The following is a 22,614-nucleotide window of genomic DNA, read 5'->3' on the forward strand; positions in this document are numbered from 1 at the left end:
CTCGCATGACTTCCACCCTCAACCGCCGTCGCGTGCTCCAGGGCGCGCTCGGCTGCTCGGCCCTGCTGGCCTTGCCAACCTGGGCGGATGACCCGCTGCGCAAGCCATTGCAGCAACTGGAGGCCGCCACCGGCAGCACGATCGGCTTGTGGGCGCTGGACACCGGCAGCGGCCAGCAACTGGCCTGGCGCGCCGAGGAGCGCTTCGCGTTCTGCAGCACCTTCAAGGCCGTCCTCGCCGGCGCCATCCTGCACCGCAGCCAGGCCGAGCCGGGCTTGCTGGAGCGGCGTATCGCCTACGGCGCCGAGCAGCTGGTGGTGTATTCCCCGGTCACCGAAAAGCACGTGGGCCCCGGCATGACCGTCGCCGAGCTGTGCGCCGCCGCGGTGCAGTACAGCGACAACACCGCCGGCAACCTGTTGCTCGAGCTGGTCGGTGGCCCGCCGGGGCTTACGGCGTTTGCCCGCAGCCTGGGTGACCCGACGTTCCGCCTCGACCGCAACGAGCCGACCCTCAATACCGCCTTGCCGGGTGATCCGCGTGACACCACCACGCCCCTGGCCATGGGCGTAACCTTGCAGCGCCTGTTGCTGGGTGACGGCCTGGCTGCTGCCGAGCGCCAACAGCTGCAGGATTGGCTCAAGGGCAACACCACGGGCGATGCCCGCATCCGCGCCGGCGTGCCGAAGGATTGGGTGGTGGGCGACAAGACCGGGTCGGGTGACTATGGCGTGGCCAACGATGTCGCGGTCATCTGGCCCAAAGGCCGGGCGCCGTGGATCCTGGTGGTGTTCAGCCGTGGAGCCAAGGCGGATGCGCCCTGGAACAGCGAGACGATCGCGGCGGCCACGCGGGTGGTGGTGGAGGCCTGGAAGGGCTGAGCAATCGCGCGGACCATTACCTGAACGCGTGGGAGCGGGCTTGCCCCGCGATGAGGTCGGATCACCCCACGCGTACACGCCGCCGTTTCTTGAGGTACATCTGGCCATCGGCGTGGCTGAGCAAGGTATCGGCATCCTCGCCATTGCTGGGGTAGCAGGCCACGCCGATGCTGCAGGAGGGCATCCTGACCTCGCCGAACCCGGCGCCGAGCGGTTCCTCCATGACCCTGGCGATCTGCTCGACCATCTCGTACACGGCATCCTCCGAGGGCACGTCGGTCAGCAGCACGATGAACTCGTCGCCGCCAATCCGCGCCACGGTGTCCGCCGCCTGCACGCTGTCCTGCAGCCGGCGGGCGATGGTGCACAGCACGCGGTCGCCGGCAGCGTGGCCATGCACATCGTTGATGCCCTTGAAATCGTTGACATCGAGAAACAGCAAGGCCAGCCGCCGGCGCTGCTGGCGGGCCGTGCGCAGGGCCGTGGCGAGGCGGTCGTTGAACAGCGAGCGGTTGGTCAGCTTGGTCAGCGGGTCGTGATGGGCCAAAAAGCGCAGTTCCTGCTCGGCCTGGGTGAGGGCGGTGATGTTGCGGGCCACACCGATCCGCGCGCCTACTTCGTCGGACCAGGAGGCCGCCCAGAGAATGTGCACGATCTCGCCATCCTTGCGCACATAGCGGTTGCGAAAGTCGCAGTGGGCGTTGCCGTTCATCACCCGCACGATCGAGGCACGGGTGGCCTCCAGGTCGTCCGGGTGCATGTAGCGGGTGATCGGGGTGCCGGTAAGCTCGTCGGCGCGGTAGCCGAGCAAGGCCTCGCAGGCATCGCTCACGAACACGATGGTGTCGTCCTGGTCGACCACGAATACGGTGTCCAGCATCAGGTGGATCAGCCTGGGGTAGAGCGCTTGCAGGTCGACGGGCATAGGGCGGGGGTGTCCGATACGGGTAGCCCGGTCATGGTCCGATCACGCAGGGCGGCCGCGCGATGTCCTGCAAGCCGCCGTGGGCCGCTTGCCGCGCCCGTGCAGCATACACAGGGTCGGGGGCGGGGCACTACCGGTACGCAAGCAAAATGGCGGCTGCTTCAATCGGTCGTGATCGGTGGAAACGGCAATCGCCCCAGCAGCTCGACGATCGTCGCCGCGCAGCGCCCGTCGGGGTCCAGGTCAGGGTCGAAGACGGTCACCGTCATGCCCCGGCAGCGTCGATCCGCCACGAACGGGGTGAGGATTTTCGCCAGGTCGTCGGGTGCGATGCCCGGTGAGCCGGGGCTGTCGACCGCGGGCATGATCGCCTGGTCCAGCACGTCGACGTCGAGGTGTATCCAGAGCCCCTGGTCAGGCACCTGTGCGAGTGTGTCCCGGATCCGTGCGATGACCGCGTCCGGGCCGATGGCAAGCGCCTCGAACACGTCGATCCGGTTGATGGCCGTATGGTTTATGTCGGGCCAGGCGAAGTCATGGTCACGGTTCTCGCGCTCGCCCAGCTGGATAACCTGGGCATCGGCGACGAGCGGGCTGGTTATGCCGGGCCAGTCGGTCGCCAGCGCTTCGCCACGGCCGGTCGCCAGGGCCAGATCCATGCCAGCGACCGCGCCGAGACTCTGTGCCGGATCGTAGTTGCCGGGGTGGCGGAAGTCGCTGTGGCCGTCGATGTGGAGGAGCGACAGCGGGCCTGCGTGGCGCGCACCGGCCAGTGCGCCGAGCAGGATGGAGCAGTCTCCGCCGATGACCAGTGCAAAGTCGTCTTGCAGCGTGGCGGCACGCACCAGGTCCGCCAGGGCGAGGTTGAACGCGCGCAGGGCGTGGCCGTTGCGCAGGCGGGTGCCGGGTTGTGCCTCGGCTGAGTAGACCGGGCGTGGCAGATGCCTCACGGTCCTGGCGCCGATCGCCTGCAGCAGGCCAACTGCCAGCAGGACTGACGGGGCACGCCAGGTACCGGGTTGATGACCTGGCCTCAGGGGACTGAGGCCGAGGTTCGAGGGGGCGGCGATCACTTGCATGGGGCAGACTTGCGCTCGTGTGACTGACTACAGTCTCCAGCATCCGGCGAAGCGCTTGCAAACCCCTTCGCGTTGATCCAGTTCAGCCATGCTGCGCAAGTGTTCGAGGCTGATCTGCGCGATCGTCTCCTGCAGGACATAGTTGTAGTAGTACGCCATGTCGCGCATGCGCTGGGCCTTGCTGCGCAGGCCTGCGTCGTTGTTGCCACCGGCCCAGACCTGCAGCTGCTCGTCGCGCACGCTACGCAGGTAGGCGCGGCTGTCAGAGTCGTAGCGCTCCAGCGTACGTGCCTTGAGGTTGGCGAGCGCCTCGGCGTGCCTCTGCAGATTCTGCTGGTACTGCTGCCAGTAGGCCTCTGGCAGATCGAGGCCCAGTTCCCGCTTGCGTGCCGCTACCTGGGCTTCGGGAGAGGATTGACGAGTGATGGCGACGGCAGTGCGCAACGTGGTCAGTTGCTCCATCTCCGGGGTGACGCTGTCGTGGATGATGCTATCGACCAACGCGGTGCGCCGGGGGGTATCGGGCAGTGGCGTGGGTTGTTTCGGGAACAACGCTGAGGTACCCCGGCAGGCGCTTGGGATGGTGTCGATCATCGGATAGGGCTGGCGCTGGTTCTTGCCCTCGACCCGTTGCAGACGCACCAGTGCCGCCTGGCAGTAGCCAGGTGACTGGTCGAAGCTCAGTTCATACTCTGAGCCTGCCTGCGGTGTCAGGGTGAACGAGGCCGAGCAGACCGTAGTGGCGCCCTGGGTGTTGGCGCGAACATGTACCGGCTGGCCGGGTTCGAGGCGGATCTCGTAGTAGCTGTTGCTGTTTGCTGGCGGCGGCACGCTCATGTCAGCCCGTCGGCGAGAGTTGGGCACGAACAGGTTGTTGAGGATGCCGGTGGTCCGGGCTTCACAGCGCGCGCTGTCGAACAGGTCGAGGGTGGCGCTGCCATTGCCCGAGATGTAACGCAGCTTGGCGGCATCCGGGCGGGTGCTGTCGATATAGGTACCGTTGATACTGCAGGCGCTGACCAGGGTGGACAGTACGAACAGGGCAAGCAGGCGGGCGGCGGGGGGCATGATCGTCCGTGAGTGAGGCCATGGGGGCGCCGATGCTAGGGCGATTCCAGCTATTCGTCCAGTGGGCCGAAGGTGATCAGCCCACGGTTGTGGAGCGCTTGCTCTTCCTTTTAGAGCATCCGCTGCCGTCCAGGTAGAGCAAGGCCTTGACCAGCCCACACGAACCAATAATGGTCAGGTGCTTTTCAGCATGTACAGGCTTTCCCTACCGTTCAGGAGGTGCCATCAGTGCGTTGAGTTCTGCATAGCTGTGGGCCTTCAACCCGCTGGTGTCGAGCTGTCCACTTTCCAGGAAACGCTGGGTGAGGCCGCTCATGGCGCCGTAGAGAAACTCGGCGATGCTCGAGCCGGCGCTCAGACGGCGAACACCGAGCCGTTGCAGTTCGGCAGGGCCGGGCAAGCCTGCGCGCCAGAGCAGGTTGACCGGCAGCGTCACCTCCCGGCACAGCGTGGCGATCTCGCCGGGCTCGACCACGCCGGCGGCGAACAGCCCGTTCGCGCCACCAGCAGCATAACGCGCGGCGCGCCGCAGGAGCTCCTCGAGGCGCTGCTCGGCGGGCAGCAGGTTCTTCAGGTAGACATCGCTGCGCACGTTGATGAACAGGTCGACCCCGCGCTGGCTGGCGGCGTTTCTCGCGGCGTCGAGCTTGCGCAGGAGCTGTTCGGGGGGCTGCGTGCCGTCCTCGATGTTGATGCCCACGGCGCCAGCGGCGATGACGGTGTCGACGACCTTGGCGACCTGTTCGGGAGCGTCCGAGTAGCCGCCTTCGATATCCACGGTCAGCGGCACGCTGAGTACCCTGGCCATCGACTCGATGGTGCCGGCCAGCAGCGCCAGGGGCAGTTTGTCGCCGTCCTGGTAACCATGGGACCAGGCCACGGCAGCACTGCTGGTGGCAACTGCCTTGCTGCCCTGGCGTTCGACCAGGCGCGCACCGCCCGCGTCTGCCACGTTGGCCAGGAGCAGCAGCCCTTGCTGGTGAAGGTCATGAAAAACGCGATCCATTGCTGCCATGTGTGCATGACTCCCTTGAATATCCTGAAGAGGGTTTACTGCGCGCACTAGATTGCCATTCAACCGGTCGGGCCTGCACGATTTTTCAAGATATTCCAGCGAAGCGTTGCGGTGGCCTCCAGCCCCCAGTGGAGCTTCAGCGCGGGGCTGAATACACGGGGTGCTGTTCAGCGGCGATAGTAGCGGCGGTCGTCGTCATAGCGATGGTGCAGGGCGCGATCGTGGTGGCGGTCCCAGTAGCGTTGCCGCTCCATTGCCCGACGGTGCTGCTCCCGGCGCCATTGTTCGCGGCGCCACTGCTCTCGGCGCCAGTCGTCGCGGTGGTCATGCCAGCGCTCGTCGTGGCGGTAGCGGTCGTCATGGGCCAGCAGCGCTGCCGATGGCGCGCTTGCCAGGCTTGGCCAGGGGTTTTCGGCTGCGGGATGGCTCGCCGCGTCGAGGACCTGGGCGGGAGGTGCAACAGTCTTCATCGGTGCGGCGGATGCCGAGCTTGCGGCCGCGAGTGCAAAGAGGCCAACGAGCAGCATGCATGGGGCAGGGATTTTCATCAGTGAAGACAACCTCTGTGGGCAATTGAGCGTGCGGCCAGCGGGTGCCAGGACAGCCGCGTGGCGCACTCACCCAATAGACCGGCAAAACGGAAAAAGTTCTGCCGGGCCCATGGCGGAATCATCAACGACTTCAGTGCGTTGCGCCTGGCGCGAGCCGGGCCACCTGACCGCCCTTGATCACTTCACCTGGCCGTTGTACACCACGGTTGCGGCGCCATCTTTCTTGATGGTCAGCTTGTTGCCCTCGGCCATGCTTTCGACCATTTCCGAACAGCCGTCCACCTCGGCCTTGCCGTCCACGTGCTCGCCGCTGGTGTCGAAACTGAAGACATAGGTGGACGCCGGGCAGGCATTGCCGCCTTCGCCCGTGGACACCACCAGCACATAGCGGCTCGGGCCGAAGGCGTAGGCCTTCTCGATGGCGACGTAGCCGGTGCCTTCGGCGTCGGCGACGATGGACTCCATGACGTTCATCACGCCTGCCCGGGACTGGTAGTTCAACGCCGTGCCCAGGTCCATGCTCTGGACGGTGAACGGACCGGCGCCTTCGTCGCTGATCGGCAGCGGCTCATAGGCGATGCTTGGCGCCAGCGGTGCGGTGACAGCGGGCTTGGCCAGCAGTGCGGCCTGGGGCTGCGGGTTGACGCACTGGCCGCTTTCACAGATGCGCTCACCCTTGCAGTCGGTGTCCTTGGCGCACTGGCCGGACGCCGCAGTGGTCTGTTCGCTCTTGTCGCAACCGGCAATGGCCAGGGTGAGGAGGGTGAGGGCAAGCAGTCGCTTCATCAGCGAAGTCCTTTTCATGGATGAGGGCTGCGTAGTATCGCCAATCCATGGGCGGATGTCGTGGGGCTAGTTGTTCACCAACAGCTCCGGCCCCAGGTAGCGGTTGATCTGGTCGATGTCGTCATCCCCCAGGCTGCCCACCGACGACGCCAGGCGCAGCCGTGACATCAGGTAATGCAGCTTGGCCTCGAACAGGTCATGCCGTGCCACGAACAGCAATTCCTCGGCGTTGAGCACATCGGCGTTGGTGCTGGTGCCGCCCGCGCTGAAGCCCTTGCGCGCCGAGAGCAGCGAGCGTTCGTTGGAGGCGACCGCCCGCTCCAGCGCATGCACGCGCAGGGCGCCGCTTTGCACGCCGCGGAACTCGCGGGTGGTGCCGGTGATGACTTCCTGGCGTGTGGCGTCAAGCTCGTCCAAGGCCTTGGCGCTGTTGGCACTGGCCTGGCGGCTCAGCGCGCTGACGCCGCCACCGCTGTACAGCGGGATGTTCAGCTCCAGGCCGATCGAGCTGTAGTGGTTGCGCTGGTTGAGCTCGGAAATCGACTGGCTCTTGCCGGCGGTGTAGCCGGCGACGAAGTCCAGGGTCGGCCAGTGACCGGCCTTGGCACGCTTGAACTCTTCTTCGGCCAGCGCGTAGCTGTGCTGGCGCGCATGGAGCAATGGGCTGTCGGCCTGGGCCCGGGCCAGCCAGTCGCGCAGGTTGTCCGGCAGCAGCGGCGGGGTGGCGAAGTCTGCTTGCAGGGTGGTCAGCGACGCCGGTGTCTCGCCGATGTATTCGGCCAGCTTGCGGCTGGCATTGGCCAGGTCGTCCTGGGCCTCGATCAGCTGGGCTTCGGCAAGGTCGCGGCGGGCCAGGGACTCGTCGATATCGGTGACGGTGCCGGCACCCAGCTGCATGCGCCGCCGGGCCGAGGTGAGCTGTTCCTCGAACGAGGCGAGCTTGGCGCGGGCCAGGGTGATGGTCTCGCTGGCCAGGAGCACGTCGAAGTAGCTGTCGGCCAAACGCACGGCGGCGTCCTGGCTCTTGGCGTCGAACACCGCCACGCTGTAGTCGGCGCGTTGCTGGCCCTGGCGGTACTCGGCCATTTTCTGTTTGTTGAACAGCGGCTGGCGCAGGCGCAGGTTGGCGCCGGTGGCGTCGTAGTCGAGGTCATTGTCGATGCCGCTCTGGCGCTGGCTGCCGTCGATGCGGTTGGCGTAGGCCGAAGCGTTGACCTGCGGCAGCAGGCCGGCCTGGCCGATGGCGCGGTTTTCCACGCCAGCCTGCTGTTCATGCACCGCGGCGCGGTAGATCGGCCCCTGGTACTGCAGCAGGTCCCAGGCCTGCCGGAGGTCCATGGCGCCGGCCGGCAACGCCAGCGCCAGCAGGCACAGGCCAAGGCAGTGGCGGTTCATCTCATTGCTCCTTGAACGCGGCGTCGACGCGTTCGAGCAGGGGTTTGAGCAGGTAGCTCAGCAGGTTGCGTTCGCCGGTCTTGATGGTGACGGTGGCGGGCATGCCGGGGCGGATATGGTTGCTGCCGAGCAAGGCCATGCCGTCGGCCGTGACCTCCACCTGGGCCAGGTAGAACGGCTGCTTGCTCTCCTCGTCGAGCAGGCGGTCGGCGGAGACGGTCAGCACGCGCCCGGGAATGTTCGGCGTGCTGGCGTGGTTGAAGGCGGGGAAGGCGATGTCCACGGCCAGCCCCGGCGTCATCTTGTCGATGGCCTGCACCGGGATCATTGCATCGACCTGCAGCGGCTCGTCGAGCGGGACCACCTCCATGATCCGCGCGCCGGGCTGCACCACCCCGCCGACGGTGGCAATGCCCAGGGCCTGGACCATGCCGTCGATGGGCGCGCGGATGACCGTGTGAGTCACCTCGTCGTCCAGGGCACGCAAGCGGTCGGCCAGGGTGCTGCTCTCCTTGGCGGTGTCGGTCAGCTGCGACTGTACTTCCTTGAGGTAGTCGTGACGGCGCTGCAGGACACGCAGCTTGAGTTCGGTGACCTGGCTGCGCACCCGGGCGATGTTGTTGAGGTTCTCGGCCTGGCCGGCGGAGAGGTCGGCGTTGCTGCGCTCGAGCTCCAGCAGGCGGTTGCGCGGCACGTAGCCTTCGGCCGCGAGCATGCGCGTGCCTTGCAGCTCCTGGCCGAGGAAGCCGATCTGCGAGGCGCGGGCGCCGTACACCTGCTGCAGGCCCTTGAGCTGCACCGCCGAGGCGGCGAGGTTTTCCTCGAGGATGCTGATCTCCCCGGCGAGCCCCGCGCGGCGTGTATCGAGCAGGTGCTGTTGCAGGTCCATGGCCGCCAGCAGGCGCGGGTCACCTGCGTATTGCCTGAGCAGTTTGGGGGCGAAGATGACTGTGTCGCGCCCATCACGCTCGGCCTCCAGGCGGTTCTCCACGGTCTTGCTGACGATGTACTGGGCGCTGACCGCACCCTGTTCGGCCACGGCATGTAGGGCATCCAGGCGCACCAGTGGCTGGCCTTTGCCGACCCGCTCGCCTTCGTGCACGAGAATCGCCTCCACGCTGCCGCCGCTCAGGTGCTGCACGGCCTTGCGGTTGCTGGTGACCTTGACCGTGCCGGTGGCGACCACGCCGGCGTCCAGCGGCGCCAGCCAGGCCCACAGGAGAAAGCCGCCGAAGCCGAGGAGAACCAGCCACAGGCCCCAGCGCACGGGTTTGCCAACGTCCAGGTCGAGCAGCTCGGTGTTGGCGACAAGCAGTTCGGTATGCGCGGTAGTGGACATGATCGGTCACTCCCTTGCCTTGACGGCAGCCAGTGGGGTCGCGGTGCCAGCGGGGATGACGCTGGCCGTGCGCAGGGCGGCGAACACTTCGTCGCGACTGCCGAACATCTGCACGCCGCCATCGCGCAGCATCAGTACCTTGTCGACGGCGCAGAGCACGTTGGGGCGGTGCGAGATCAGCACCACCGTGGCGCCGCGCCCCTTGAGCTCGGCCAGGGCGTCGACCAGGGCTTTTTCGCCGACGTCGTCGAGGTTGGCGTTCGGTTCATCCAGCACGATCAGGTTGGGTTCGCCGTACAAGGCGCGGGCCAGGGCGATGCGCTGCTTCTGGCCACCGGACAGCGGGCTGCCGTCGCTGTCCAGGCGGGTGTCGTAGCCCTGCGCGAAGCGCAGGATCATGTCGTGCACGCCGGCGCTCCTGGCAGCGCGGATCACCGCGTCGCTGTCCACCTCGGCAAAGCGGGCGATGTTGTCGGCGATGCTGCCTTCGAACAGCTCCACGTCCTGGGGCAGGTAGCCGAGCCAGGGGCCCAGCTCACGTTTGTTCCAGGTGAAGATGTCGGCGCCGTCCAGGCGCACCTTGCCGGCCTGGGCCGGCCATACCCCGACCAGCAGCCGGGCCAGGGTCGACTTGCCCGAGGCCGAGGGGCCGATGACGCCGAGGCTTTCGCCCGGCAACAGGCTCAGGCTGACCCCGCGCAGGATGGTGTTGCTGGTGCCGGGCGCCCCGGCGTAGACGTTTTCCACCGCGAGCATGCCCACGGGCCGTTGCAGTGACATGCTTGGCGGGCGCTGCGGGTAGTCTTGCAGCAGGCCGTTGAGGCGGCTCCAGGCCAGACGGCAGCCGAGCAGCGGTTTCCATGCGGCGATCACCTGTTCCACCGGCCCCAGCGCCCGGCCGGTGAGGATCGAGCAGGCGATCATCATGCCGGGGGTGATCTTGCCTTCGATGGCCAGCAGGGCGCCGGTGCCGAGAATCAATGACTGCAAGGTGATGCGCACGAAGCGCCCGATGCTGCCGATGACGGCGGCGCGGTCGGAGGCCAGGGTCTGCATCTGCAGGATGCGCAGGTGGCTCTGGAACCAGCGCTGGCTGATCGACGGCAGCATGCCCATGGCCTCGATCACTTCGGCATTGCGCAGGTTGTTGTTGGCGTAGTGGGCGCAGGCGAGGGCGGCGTGGTTGGCCTCGGACAGCGGCTGCTTGGTGGCTTTCTCGGTGAGCCAGGCCAGGGCCGCGAGAATCAGCGAGCCGACCAGCGTGACCAGCCCCAGCAACGGGTGGATCAGGTAGGCGACCAGCAGGTAGATCGGCGTCCAGGGGGCGTCGAAGAAGGCGAACAGGCCATTGCCGGTGAGGAACTGGCGCACCTGCGCCAAGTCCTGCAGGGCCTGGCCGGGGCTGCCACCGGCACGGCTGAGGTTGCGCTCGAAGGCGGCGCTGAACAGGCGCCGGTTCAGCGCCATGTCCAGGCGATTGCCAACCCGTACCAGTACCCGGCTGCGCAGCAGCTCCAGGGCGGTCATCAGCAGGAACAGGCCCGTCACCAGGACCGTCAGCATGCCCAGGGTCGTGAGGTTGCGGCTGACCAGCGCGCGGTCGTACACCTGCAGCATGTACACCGCGGGTGTCAACATCATGACGTTTATCACCCCACTGAACACCGCCAGGGCATAGAAACTGCGTCGTAAATGAAACAGTGCCTCGGCCAGCTCGGAGCGGGTACCTGTCTGCCTGGTCATCGGGGGGAGCCTCCCTCTGCGCAAAATGCCGGTCGCCGTTGCGGCGTTCGGGCTAAAAGCCTTGTGGTTGCTGGCCTGCAGAAGGGTTTGTCGCTCTTTTGGCGGGTTATTCCGAATACGCTGCAGGGAGCCCACAAGCAGCAGAGTAGGTGGCCCAGAAACATCTTGTAATATCTTTTTGCTCTAAATATTCCTTCAAGTTCCTATTAAAAACAGTGGGTTGATAACCATTATCGCTGGTAAGGTTTTTTGCTGACGAAATATTGACAAGATTTTACGGCGCAACTTTAGTCTTAATCAGTTCGTGGGAACTTTCGCCGCAGGCCTGCTGTCGCCCCGACCCCTCGCGAATCCTTGTCGACATTCCTGTGGGAGCAGAACATGACTCGTCTCCTGTTCTTGTACCGAGTGAATGGGCTCTACAGGACGTTCCCCTGCCATTCGAGAAACCATGGCCCGCCCCGGGCCCGGGAGCGCCGCGCCTGAGCGACGGCAAGCCCTGAACCTGTGCGAATCCGAGGCACGTAGCCCGCACGACGGGTAAGGCTGTCGCGCGCCCGTAATCGCCATAAAAAAAATCGCATGACCGTGCACGCCACCGACCGGGCGCGACGGGCGCCTGCGCCTCGCTCCCGACAGACAGAGGTCAACCACCATGGCCAATTTCAGCAAGTCCGACCTGCAATTCATCCTCCAGCAGATTTTCATCGCTGAGGCCCACGCCAACGGCGCCAGCCTCATCGACCTGTTGCCCAACAGCCAGGTGCCGTTCGGCCTGCGCACCGTCGACGGCAGCTACAACAACCTGGTGGCCGGGCAAAGCGAGTTCGGCGCCGCAGACAACGCCTTCCTGCGCCTGATGGATGCCCAGTACCGGGCGGCGTACGCCGGTACCGGCACGGTGAGCGACAGCCAGCCGCGCACCATCAGCAACCTGATCGTCGACCAGACGGCCAACAACCCGGCCGCGGTCGATGCCAACGGCGGCGCCGCCCCGGTGATCAGCCCCGGCATCGACGGGGTGTTCGGCACCGCTGATGACAAAACGGTGTTCTTCATTCCCAACCAGTCGCCGGACGCCGGCCTGACTGCCGGTTTCAACGCCTGGATGACGTTCTTCGGCCAGTTCTTCGACCACGGCCTGGACCTGGTCACCAAGAGCAGCAGCCAGATGGTGTTCATCCCGCTGCAACCGGATGACCCGTTGTACGTGGTCAACAGCCCGACCAACTTCATGGTGCTGCCACGCGCCGTGCGCACAGCCGGTGCCGATGGCGTGGTCGGTACCGCCGATGATGGCCAACCCAACACCACCTCGCCCTTCGTCGACCAGAGCCAGACCTACAGCTCGCACCCCTCGCACCAGGTATTCCTGCGCGAGTACGCCCTCGACGCGAGCGGCCACCCGGTGGCGACCGGGCGGCTGATCACCAACCGTGACCTGGGCGCCGATGGCAAGTTCGGCACCAGCGACGATGGCAACGGCGAGAACGGCGGCATGGCCACCTGGGCTGTGGTCAAGGCCCAGGCCCGCGACATCCTCGGCATCAACCTGACCGACGCCGACGTGCACCGGGTGCCGCTGCTGGCCACCGATGCCTATGGCAACTTCCTGCGTGGGCCCAATGGCATGCCGCAAGTGGTGATCCGCGTGGGCAATGGCGCCGACGGCATTGCCGGCACCGCCGACGATGTCACCCAGCTGGTCGAAGGCAACCGCGCCGCGCCCATCAGCCTGGCCAATGCGGTGAGTACCGGCCATGGTTTTCTCGACGACATCGCCCACAACGCCGAGCCGGTGCTGGTTGGCGGGGTGTTGCAGGCCGATGCCGACAGTGCCGTGGGCAATGCCCAGCCCATGGGCCCGGGCGGCAACAACCTGAGCTACGACAACGAACTGCTCGACGCCCACTACATCGCCGGTGACGGCCGGGTCAACGAGAACATCGGGCTGACCGCCGTGCACCACGTGTTCCACGCCGAGCACAACCGTCTGGTCCAGCAAACCAAGGACACCGTGCTCGCCTCCGGCGACCTGGCGTTTCTCAACGAGTGGCTGGCCATCGACGTGGTTGCACTGCCCACCACGCCCGCCGAGGTGGCGGCGCTGGTGTGGAATGGCGAACGCCTGTTCCAGGCGGCCAAGTTCGGTACCGAGATGCAGTACCAGCACCTGGTGTTCGAGGAGTTCGCCCGGACCATCCAGCCACAGATCGACGAGTTCCTCGCGCCCAACGGCTACGACACCTCGATCAACCCGGCGATCCTCGCCGAGTTCGCCCATGTGGTGTACCGCTTCGGCCACTCGATGCTGACCGAGACCGTCGACCGCTTCGACCCGGCGTTCAACCCGATCCTCAGCGATCCGGACAACCCGGACCAGCAACTGGGCCTGATCGCCGCCTTCCTCAACCCGCTGGCCTTCGCCGGCAGCGGCGCCACCGCCGATGAAGCGGCCGGGGCGATCATCCGTGGCGTGACCCGCCAGCTCGGCAACGAGATCGACGAATTCGTCACCGAGGCGCTGCGCAACAACCTGCTCGGCCTGCCTCTGGACCTGCCGGCGCTGAACCTGGCCCGTGGCCGCGACACCGGCATTCCCTCGCTGAACGAGGCGCGGCGCGAGTTCTACGCGATGACCGGCGATAGCCAGCTCAAGCCCTACATCAGCTGGGTCGATTTTGCCGACCACCTCAAGCACCCGGCGTCGCTGGTCAACTTTATCGCCGCCTACGGCACTCACGCCTCGATCACCTCGGCGACCACCCTGGTCGACAAGCGCGCCGCCGCCCTGGCCCTGGTGCTGGGCGGCAGCGGCGCGCCGTCCGACCGGTTGGACTTCCTCAACGGCAGCGGCGCTTGGGCCAACGTGACCAAGGCCGGCAAGGACGGCGTGCTCGGCACCGCGGATGACCTGGCCGGGGTAACCGTGACCGGGGTCGACGCCATCGACTTCTGGGTCGGCGGCCTGGCCGAGCAGAAGATGCCCTTCGGCGGCATGCTTGGCTCGTCCTTCAACTTCGTCTTCGAGACCCAGCTGGAGGCCCTGCAGAACGGCGACCGTTTCTATTACCTGTCGCGTACCGCCGGCCTGAACTTCGGCGCGGAGCTGGAGAACAACTCGTTCGCCAAGCTGATCATGGCCAACTCGGATGTCACCCACCTGTCCAACACCGTGTTCCTCACCCCGACCTTCACCCTCGAAGTCAACCAGGCCAACCAGTTCACCGGCCTCGGCGGCGACGGTCGCGCCGACCCCACCGGAGGAATCGAGATCAACGGCGTGGAGGTCGTGCCGCTGGTCATTCGCGACAACCCCGACACCGTGGGGCCGGACGGCAACTACCTGCACTACACCGGCGAGGACCATGTGGTGCTCGGCGGCACTGCGGGCGACGACATCATCATCTCCGGCGAAGGCGACGACACGCTGTATGGCGATGGTGGCAACGACTACCTCGAAGGTGGCGCCGGCAACGATGCCGTGCTTGGTGGCGCAGGCGACGACATCATCACCGACGCGTTCGGCGACAACCGCCTGGAGGGCAACGCCGGCAACGACGTGATCGTGGCCGGCAGCATGCTCGCCGCCGGCAACCTGATCCTCGGTGGCGACGGCCAGGACTTCATCATCACCACCGAAGACATCAGCACCACCTTCGGCGGCCAGGGCGACGACTTCATCCTCGGCGCCAAGACCAACCTGCCGCCCACCGGCAACGAGGGCGACGACTGGATCGAGAAGGGCACCCAGGACGGCGCGCCGGGCGACAACTTCGCGCCGCTGCTCACCGATGAAGTGGTGGGCAACGACATCTTCGTCGGTGGCGGCGGCTTCGACGAAATGATCGGCGAGGGCGGCGACGACATCTTTGTCGGCAGCGATGCCCAGGACAAGATGGACGGCATGTCCGGCTTCGACTGGGTCACCTACAAGAACGATCAGGTCGGTGTCACCGCCGACCTGAGCCTGGCCGCGCTGGCGCAGCCCCATGGCAATGCGCCGAACCAGAACGCCGGGGTATTCAACCCGGTCGGCGCCTCGCCGGCGTCGATCCTCGACCGCTTCGCCGAGGTCGAAGGGCTGTCCGGTTCGCGCTTCGCCGACGTGCTCAAGGGCGATGACGTCGATGCGGTGACCATCCTCAACCATGGCGGCGCGACGGGCAGCGCCCTGAGCAATGTCGCGCTGATCCGCGGCTTGGCGCAGTTCCTCGCCGACGCCGGGCTGCCGACCACCGGTTTCGCCACCGGCAACATCCTGCTGGGCGGCAATGGCAGCGACCTGATCGAAGGCCGTGGCGGTGACGACCTGATCGACGGTGACAAGTGGCTCAACGTGCGCATCGCGGTCTACGCCGCCGATGATGTCGACCACACAGGGCCAGAGATCGCCAGCTTCGACAGCATGGTCGAGATGATCCCGTTCATGCTCGACCGCACTTACAACCCAGGCCAGCTCAAGGCCATCCGCGAGATCCTGCCCGGCACCTCGAGCGGCGGCGCGGCCTTCGACACCGCAGTGTTCTCCGGGGTGCAGGCCGAGTACGTGGTGACCCAGGACACCCGCGGCACCGCCGACCTGGCGGACGATGTATGGACCGTGGCCGACACCGTGGCCGGGCGTGACGGCACCGATACCTTGCTGCACATCGAACGCCTGCAGTTCGCCGATGCCCAGCGCGTGCTGGTGCCGGGGCTGAACGCGCAACCGACCGGCAGCCCGAGCCTCAGTGACGGCAACGGTGGCGCGATCACCGTCGGCGATATCCTCAGCGTGAGCGTGGCCGGCGTGCGCGACGGCGACAACGTCACGGCGGGCAACCCGCTGGGCACCCTGGCCAATGCCTCGGTGTCCTACTACTGGCAGTTCGAGGCCGACCCCGGCAGCGGCGTGTTCCAGGACATCATCCTGCTGCCGGCCGGCGACCTGGCGTTCCAGAGCGCCGATGGCACCGCGTTCAAGGTGTCGCCGGACCTGGCCGGCCTGTCGCTGCGAGTCAAGGCGATCTACCAGGACGCCCACGGCACCACCGAGGTGCTGCTCAGCGCGCCCACCAGCGTGGTCGAGGCCGGCGCGCCGGTGGTGCCGACTGCGCCGACGCCGGTGGTCGATGCCAGCGCGGGGGGCGATGGCTTGCACATGGTCCGCTCCGACCTCAACTTCATCCTCGCCCAGATCAAGATCGCCGAGGCGGACGCCGCCGGGCAGGACATCCTTTCGCTGATCCCCAACATCCGCGCGCCCCTGGGCCTGCGTGCGGTCGACGGCTCGAACAACAACCTGATGAACCTTAATGGCCACGACCACACTGGCTACGGCGCCGCCGACAATGTCTTCCCGCGCCTGACCGACCCCGTGTTCAACGCCGCCGAGGGCGCGCCCGCCGGGTTCTTCGGTCCGGGTTCGCCGGCCATTCCCGGCTCGTCCTACCAGCAGACCAGCGGCTACGTGTTCGACTCGCAGCCGCGCACCATCAGCAACCTGATCGTCGACCAGACCTCGAACAACCCGGCGGCCTATGCCAGCGCCTACGACCCTGGCGCCAATGGCGTGCTGGACTTCGGCACGCCGGGCAACGACGACCAGCTCAAGGACGGTGTACGGGTGGTGGCCAGCCCGGGCATGGACGGCCAGTTCGGCACCAGCGACGACCATGATGTCTTCCTGTTCGAGAACACTGCGGCAGATGCCGGGCTGTCGGCGCCGTTCAACGCCTGGATGACCTTCTTCGGCCAGTTCTTCGACCATGGCCTGGACCTGGTCACCAAGGGCGGTTCGGGGACCATCTTCATCCCCCTGCAGCCGGACGACCCCCTGTACGTGCCAGGCGGCGCCGCCAACTTCATGGTGTTGACCCGCGCCACCAACCTGCCAGGGCCGGACGGCATTCTCGGCAACGCCGATGACATCCATGAGCACACCAACACCACCACACCGTTCGTGGACCAGAACCAGACCTACAGCTCGCACCCCTCGCACCAGGTGTTCCTGCGTGGCTACCAGCTCACCGCCAGTGGCCCTATCGCCACCGGCCGGCTGATCACCAACCGTGACCTGGGCGCCGACGGCAAGTTCGGTACCAGCGACGACAGCGAGATCGGTGGCATGGCCACCTGGAAGGTGGTCAAGGCCCAGGCCAACGACATTCTCGGCATCCACCTGACCGACGCCGACGTCGACAACGTGCCGCTGCTGGCCACTGATGCTTACGGCAACTTCATCAAAGGGCCGCATGGCTATCCGATGGTGGTGATGAAGGGCGCCGACGGCCTGGGCGGCACCGCCGACGATGTGCTGGTCGAAGGCAACCCGCTGGCGCCGATCGACCTGACCAACGCCGTGCGCACCGGTCACCAGTTCCTCGCCGACATCGCCCACAATGCCGTGCCGGTGTTCGCCGGCGGGGTGCTGGCGCCGGATGCCGACAGCGCCACCGGCAATGCCGTGCCGGTCAACCCGCACACCGGCGCCAACCTGGCCTACGACAACGAACTGCTGGACGCCCATTACATCGCCGGCGATGGCCGGGTCAACGAGAACATCGGTCTGACGGCGGTGCATGCGATCTTCCATTCCGAGCACAACCGGCTGGTGGCGCAGACCCAGGACACCGTGCTCGACTCGGGCGACCTGGCCTTCCTCAACGAGTGGCTGCTGACCCCGGTCAGCGCCTTGCCGGCCAACCAGGCCGAGATCGATGCGCTGATGTGGAACGGCGAGCGGTTGTTCCAGGCGGCCAAGTTCGGCACCGAGATGCAATACCAGCACCTGGTGTTCGAGGAGTTCGCCCGGACCATCCAGCCGCGCGTCGACCTGTTCTTCGCCCCGACCCAGGTCTACGACGTCGACCTCGATGCCTCGATCGTCGCCGAGTTCGCGCACACCGTGTACCGCTTCGGCCATTCGATGCTGACCGAAACCGTCGATCGCTTCGACATCGACTTCAAGGTAATCGGCGACCCGGCCAGCGCCAACCCCGAGCAGCAGATGGGCCTGATCGCGGCGTTCCTCAACCCGCTGGCCTACGCTGCCAGCGGCGTGACTCCCGAGGAGGCGACCAGCGCCATCGTGCGCGGGGTGACCCGCCAGGCCGGCAACGAGATCGACGAGTTCGTCACCGAGGCGCTGCGCAACAACCTGCTCGGCCTGCCACTGGACCTGCCGGCGATCAACATCGCCCGGGGCCGCGATGTCGGTATCCCCTCGCTCAACGCCGTGCGCCGCGACATCTTCGGGCAGACCGGCGATACCCAGCTCAAGCCCTATACCAGCTGGGTCGACCTGGTGCAGCACCTCAAGCACCCGGAGTCGCTGATCAACTTCATCGCCGCCTACGGCACCCACGGCTCCATCACCTCGGCCAGTACCCTCGACGGCAAACGCGCCGCGGCCCTGGCCCTGGTCTTCGGTGGCGTGGACGCGCCGTCCGACCGCCTGGACTTCCTCAACGGCACCGGCAGCTGGGCCAACATGACCCTGGCGGGCAAGGACGGGGTGATGGGCACCGCCGATGACCTCAAGGGCGTGACCGTGACCGGCGTCGATACCATCGACCTGTGGATCGGCGGCCTGGCCGAGGCCAAGACGCCATTCGGCGGCATGCTCGGCAGCACCTTCAACTTCGTGTTCGAGAACCAGCTGGAGAAACTGCAGGACGGCGACCGTTTCTACTACCTGGAGCGCACCGCCGGCCTGTCGATGAACGCGGAGCTTGAGAGTAACTCGTTCGCCAAGCTGATCATGGCCAACACCTCGGCCACGCACCTGCCGGGGCTGGTGTTCTCCGACCCCGGGTTCTACCTGGAGCTGGACCGCAGCAAGCAGTACAACGACGGCCTGGGCAACGCCGACCCGCTCGGCGACAACGGCCAGCAGGTGGTGTTCCGCGACAGCCCGCTGACCGCCGGGCCTGACAGCAACTACATCCGCTATGCCGGTGACCAGCACATCGTGCTGGGCGGCACCCAGGGCGACGACATCCTCGTCTCCAGCGAAGGCGATGACACGGTCTGGGGCGATGGCGGCAACGACCGTATCGAAGGGGGCTACGGCAACGACCAGCTGCGCGGCGGTGCTGGCGACGACATCATCAGCGACATGGGCGGCGACGACAACATCCAGGGCGGCGACGGCAACGATGTGCTGCATGGCGGTAATGGCGTCAACCTGATCATCGGCGGCTTCGGCAACGACTTCATCGTCACCGGCGAGGATGCCTCCGAAGCCATCGGCGGTCAGGGCAACGACTTCATCCTCGGCAGCAAGGCCAACGAGCAGGACATGGGCAACGAAGGCGACGACTGGATAGAGAAGGGCACCTCGGACGGCGCCCCTGGCGACAACTTCGACCCGCTCGGCAACGACCCGGTGATCGGCAACGACGTATTTGTCGGCGGCAACGAGAACGACAAGTTCAACGGTGAAGGCGGCGACGACATCATGGTCGGCAGCCTCGGCTTCGGCGACCGCTACATCGGTGGCTCGGGCTATGACTGGGCAACCTTCAAGGGCTTGGCTCAAGGCGTGAGCATCGACTACAGCGACCGCTTCTTCGATGTGCCGCCGGTTCCGGGCTCGGGGGCTTCGGCGCTAGTGCGCTTCGACATCATGGAAGGCCTGTCGGGCTCGGCGCATGGCGACTTCCTGCGCGGCGACAACGAGGACGCCACCTCGCTGCCGACTGCCGGGGCCACCGGCAGCGTGCTCACCAACATCAGCCTGATCAACGGCCTGGCCGGGCTGCTGCCCGCCGGCGCGACCTTCTACGACGGCGGCAACATCATCCTCGGCGGCAGCGGCAGCGACCTGATCGAAGGGCGTGGCGGCGACGACATCCTCGATGGCGACAAGTGGCTGAACGTGCGCATCAGCGTGCGCGCCAACCACGATGGCAGCGGGGTGGAAATCGCCTCGTTCGACAGCATGGAGCCGATGGTGCCGCTGATGCTCAATGGCACCTACAACCCCGGCCAGCTGGTGATCGTGCGGGAGATCCTCAACGGTACCGACCAGTACGACACCGCGCTGTTCTCGGGCATCGCCACCGACTACCGCATCGTCGTCGAGGGCAACACGGTGATCGTCACCGATACGGTGGTCGGACGCGACGGTGTTGATCGCCTGACCGGCATCGAGCGCCTGCAGTTCGCCGACGGCGCCCAGGCCTCGGGCGTGGGCAGCGCCGTCAACAACGGTCCGACCGGTCACCTGGCGATCGTCGACGATGCCAGCGGTCTGCGCGACGACACACCGGTCGCGGGCCAACTGCTGCGGGTCAGCAACCTGGCGGTGCATGACGCCGACAATCAAGGTGCGGCCAACCCGAGCGGTGCGCTGAATGGGCCGGTGGCTTATTACTGGCAGGTCGAGAGCATCCCCGGCACGGGCGTCTACGAGGACATCACCTTCGTTGCCGCCGGCGAAGTCTCGCGGGCAACCGGCAGCACTTATCGAGTAGCGGACGATGTCGCCGGCCTCAATATCCGCGTGCGGGCGGTGTACCAGGACGCCAAGGGCACCCTGGAGATCGTCGACTCCTCGGCCAACAGCGCGCCCAGCAGCGGGCCCGCCGTGGCCGGGCTGCTGGTGCAGAACCAGGTGCTGAGCGCCAACCCGGCGAGTATCGTCGACGCCGATGGCATCGGCAGCGCGCCGTTCACCTTCCAATGGCAGATGAACAACGGCGCGGGCTGGGTCGATATCGCCGGTGCCACCGCCAGCACCTTCACCCTTGGCCAGCCCCAGGTCGGCCAGCATGTGCGGGTGCAGGTGGGCTACGTGGACACCTTCGGTGTGGCCGAGCGCGCCGCCAGCGACATCCTCGGCCCGGTGGCCAACGTCAACGACGCGCCGACCGGCGCGGTGCTGATCAGCAACACCACGCCTGACCAGGGGCAACTGCTGACCGCCTCGACCGCCGGCATCGCCGACCTCGACGGGCTGGGGGCCTTCAGCTTCCAGTGGCAGCAGGGCGTGGGCGGCAACTTCGTCAATATCGCCGGCGCCACCGCCGCGAGCTACACCCCGGGCTTCGCTCAGGGCAACCAGCAACTGCGGGTGATCGTGCGCTACACCGACGGCTTCGGCGCCCAGGAGACGGTGACCTCCGCGGCGACCACCGCGGTGCGGCTGCTGAGCGGCGTCACGCTGCTGGGCACCAACGCGGCGAACACGCTTACTGGCGGCGCCGGCAACGACGTCCTGCGTGGCCTGGGTGGCAATGACACGCTCAATGGGCTGGGCGCTGTCGACCAGCTGTTCGGCGGAGCGGGCAACGACATCCTCAACGGCGGCGACGACGGTGACTTGCTGTTCGGCGAGGACGGCAACGATACGCTCAACGGCGGCCTTGGCGCGGACGCCATGGACGGCGGCCTCGGCAACGACACCTTTGTGGTCGACAATGCCGGCGACAGTGTCATCGAGGCGGTCGGTGGTGGTACCGACCTGGTGCAGACCAGCCTGCTCAGTTACCAACTGGGCGCCAATGTCGAGAACCTCACCTACACCGGCAGTGGCAACTTCGCAGGCTTAGGCAACGCACTGGCCAACACCCTCACCGGTGCTGCCGGCAACGACCAGCTCGATGGCGGCGCCGGCGGTGACCGGATGGTGGGCGGTGCCGGCAACGACACCTACATTGTCGACTCAGCCTCGGATGTGGTGGTCGAGGCGGGTGGCGGCGGCATCGACACGGTGCTGACAGCGCGGGCCAGCTACAGCCTGGGTGCCAACGTCGAAAACCTGACCTATACCGGCGTCGGCAATTTCGTCGGCACCGGCAATGGGCTCAACAACGTCATCATCGGCGGTGCCGGCAACGACACGCTCACGGGCGACGGCGGCAACGACACCCTCATCGGCAACGCGGGCAATGACACGCTCAATGGCGATGCCGGCAACGACCAGTTGATCGGTGGCCTTGGCGCGGACAGCCTCAACGGTGGTGGTGGCGATGACAGCCTCGACGGCGGTGACGGCAACGACACGCTTAATGGCGGCGTCGGCAACGATACGCTGCAGGCCGGGGCCGGCAACGACAACCTCGACGGTGGCGTCGGCATCGATCTGCTGGCCGGTGGCGATGGCGACGACACGGTGCTGGGCGGGGGCGGCAACGATGTGGTGCAGGGTGGCAACGGCAATGACTTCGTCGATGGTGGTGCCGGTGACGACATCGTTAGTGGCGGGGCTGGCAACGACACGCTGGTTGCCAACGACGGCAACGATATCTTCCAGTTCGCGGCAGGCTTCGGCACCGACCAGGTGTTCGGTTTCGACGCCGCCCAGGCAGGCGGCCAGGACCGGCTGGATATCACGGCGCTGAGCATTACCGCGGCGACCTTTGCCGTCAGTGTCAGCATTGCCGATGTGGGCGCCGATACGCTGGTGAGTTTCGGTGGGCCTGACTCCATCCGCCTGGTCGGGGTGGGGGATGCGACCAGCGTGACGGCGGCGGACTTTATCCTGGCGTCCTGAGGATGGCGCGTTGCATCACAGGCATGTCTGCTCCTGCAAGTTCAGGTCTGCAGGAGCGAGCATGCCCGGGAGAGAGCAGGTGCGTTCCAGGGTTTGTACGCAGAGTGCCTGCGCGGCTTTGCGTACCCACCCTGGAACCGGCCTGCAACGCTCATCTCGACACCCTGCCGATGCCCTGTCGATTTTTATCATTTTTTGGCTTTTTTCAATGCCGAATCAAAGTGTTGAACACTCTAAAACAAGTCGAAACACTTTCCGCTCTGGTAATTTCCTACGCAAAAGGTAGTTTTTCTCCGACGCCGCCGAACCCCACTTCGACAGCGTAGTTGAAACCACTGTCTGTACCAGCA

General features: G+C 66.4%; 11 protein-coding genes. 2 read left to right on the forward strand and 9 right to left on the reverse strand.

Features of this window, described 5'->3' with window-relative positions; genetic code table 11:
* Positions 1–5: 5 nt before the first annotated feature.
* A complete protein-coding gene (bla, locus tag ABZO33_RS05860; protein ID WP_414535224.1) occupies positions 6–881 on the forward strand; it encodes a class A beta-lactamase in 876 nt (291 codons plus the stop codon).
* 61 nt (positions 882–942) lie between these two features.
* On the opposite strand, the gene ABZO33_RS05865 is transcribed toward bla, so the two are convergent.
* From ABZO33_RS05865 to ABZO33_RS05905, 9 genes are all read right to left on the reverse strand, one after another.
* Complete coding sequence (locus ABZO33_RS05865) at positions 943–1,806, reverse strand: diguanylate cyclase domain-containing protein (protein ID WP_414535225.1); 864 nt, start codon at positions 1,804–1,806, stop codon at positions 943–945.
* Between the two features lie 161 nt (positions 1,807–1,967).
* Complete coding sequence (locus tag ABZO33_RS05870; protein WP_414535226.1) at positions 1,968–2,885, reverse strand: arginase family protein; 918 nt, start codon at positions 2,883–2,885, stop codon at positions 1,968–1,970.
* Positions 2,886–2,912: 27 nt separating this feature from the next.
* Positions 2,913–3,953, reverse strand: a complete 1,041-nt coding sequence (locus ABZO33_RS05875) for a hypothetical protein (protein ID WP_414535227.1) — start codon at positions 3,951–3,953, stop codon at positions 2,913–2,915.
* A 205-nt stretch (positions 3,954–4,158) separates the two neighbouring features.
* Positions 4,159–4,968, reverse strand: coding sequence for an isocitrate lyase/PEP mutase family protein (locus ABZO33_RS05880; RefSeq protein ID WP_414535228.1), 810 nt, complete (start codon positions 4,966–4,968; stop codon positions 4,159–4,161).
* 167 nt (positions 4,969–5,135) lie between these two features.
* Positions 5,136–5,438, reverse strand: a complete 303-nt coding sequence (locus ABZO33_RS05885; RefSeq protein WP_414535229.1) for a hypothetical protein — start codon at positions 5,436–5,438, stop codon at positions 5,136–5,138.
* 258 nt (positions 5,439–5,696) lie between these two features.
* Positions 5,697–6,305, reverse strand: a complete 609-nt coding sequence (locus ABZO33_RS05890) for a hypothetical protein (protein WP_414535230.1) — start codon at positions 6,303–6,305, stop codon at positions 5,697–5,699.
* Between the two features lie 66 nt (positions 6,306–6,371).
* Positions 6,372–7,700 (reverse strand): TolC family outer membrane protein, encoded by a 1,329-nt coding sequence (locus ABZO33_RS05895; RefSeq protein ID WP_414535231.1) that lies wholly within the window; start codon positions 7,698–7,700, stop codon positions 6,372–6,374.
* Position 7,701: 1 nt separating this feature from the next.
* Positions 7,702–9,039: an HlyD family type I secretion periplasmic adaptor subunit gene (locus tag ABZO33_RS05900; RefSeq protein ID WP_414535232.1), complete on the reverse strand. Its 1,338-nt coding sequence runs from the start codon at positions 9,037–9,039 to the stop codon at positions 7,702–7,704.
* A gap of 6 nt (positions 9,040–9,045) precedes the next feature.
* A complete protein-coding gene (locus tag ABZO33_RS05905) occupies positions 9,046–10,782 on the reverse strand; it encodes a type I secretion system permease/ATPase (protein ID WP_414535233.1) in 1,737 nt (578 codons plus the stop codon).
* 655 nt (positions 10,783–11,437) lie between these two features.
* On the opposite strand from ABZO33_RS05905, the gene ABZO33_RS05910 reads away from it, so the two are divergent.
* Entirely contained in the window at positions 11,438–22,264 is a 10,827-nt protein-coding gene (locus ABZO33_RS05910) for a peroxidase family protein (protein WP_414535234.1), read from the forward strand.
* Positions 22,265–22,614: the final 350 nt, after the last annotated feature.

This window comes from Pseudomonas sp. CAM1A (assembly GCF_047501685.1).
GTDB lineage: Bacteria > Pseudomonadota > Gammaproteobacteria > Pseudomonadales > Pseudomonadaceae > Aquipseudomonas.

What these genes read in the sequence shown, in the direction of transcription:
- ABZO33_RS05900 (WP_414535232.1), bottom strand. Translation starts at nt 9,039, where the DNA reads ATGTCCACTACCGCGCATACCGAACTGCTTGTCGCCAACACCGAGCTG.
- ABZO33_RS05890 (WP_414535230.1), bottom strand. Translation starts at nt 6,305, where the DNA reads ATGAAGCGACTGCTTGCCCTCACCCTCCTCACCCTGGCCATTGCCGGT.
- ABZO33_RS05910 (WP_414535234.1), top strand. Translation starts at nt 11,438, where the DNA reads ATGGCCAATTTCAGCAAGTCCGACCTGCAATTCATCCTCCAGCAGATT.
- ABZO33_RS05905 (WP_414535233.1), bottom strand. Translation starts at nt 10,782, where the DNA reads ATGACCAGGCAGACAGGTACCCGCTCCGAGCTGGCCGAGGCACTGTTT.
- ABZO33_RS05875 (WP_414535227.1), bottom strand. Translation starts at nt 3,953, where the DNA reads ATGCCCCCCGCCGCCCGCCTGCTTGCCCTGTTCGTACTGTCCACCCTG.
- ABZO33_RS05885 (WP_414535229.1), bottom strand. Translation starts at nt 5,438, where the DNA reads ATGAAGACTGTTGCACCTCCCGCCCAGGTCCTCGACGCGGCGAGCCAT.
- ABZO33_RS05880 (WP_414535228.1), bottom strand. Translation starts at nt 4,968, where the DNA reads ATGGCAGCAATGGATCGCGTTTTTCATGACCTTCACCAGCAAGGGCTG.
- ABZO33_RS05865 (WP_414535225.1), bottom strand. Translation starts at nt 1,806, where the DNA reads ATGCCCGTCGACCTGCAAGCGCTCTACCCCAGGCTGATCCACCTGATG.
- bla (WP_414535224.1), top strand. Translation starts at nt 6, where the DNA reads ATGACTTCCACCCTCAACCGCCGTCGCGTGCTCCAGGGCGCGCTCGGC.
- ABZO33_RS05870 (WP_414535226.1), bottom strand. Translation starts at nt 2,885, where the DNA reads ATGCAAGTGATCGCCGCCCCCTCGAACCTCGGCCTCAGTCCCCTGAGG.
- ABZO33_RS05895 (WP_414535231.1), bottom strand. Translation starts at nt 7,700, where the DNA reads ATGAACCGCCACTGCCTTGGCCTGTGCCTGCTGGCGCTGGCGTTGCCG.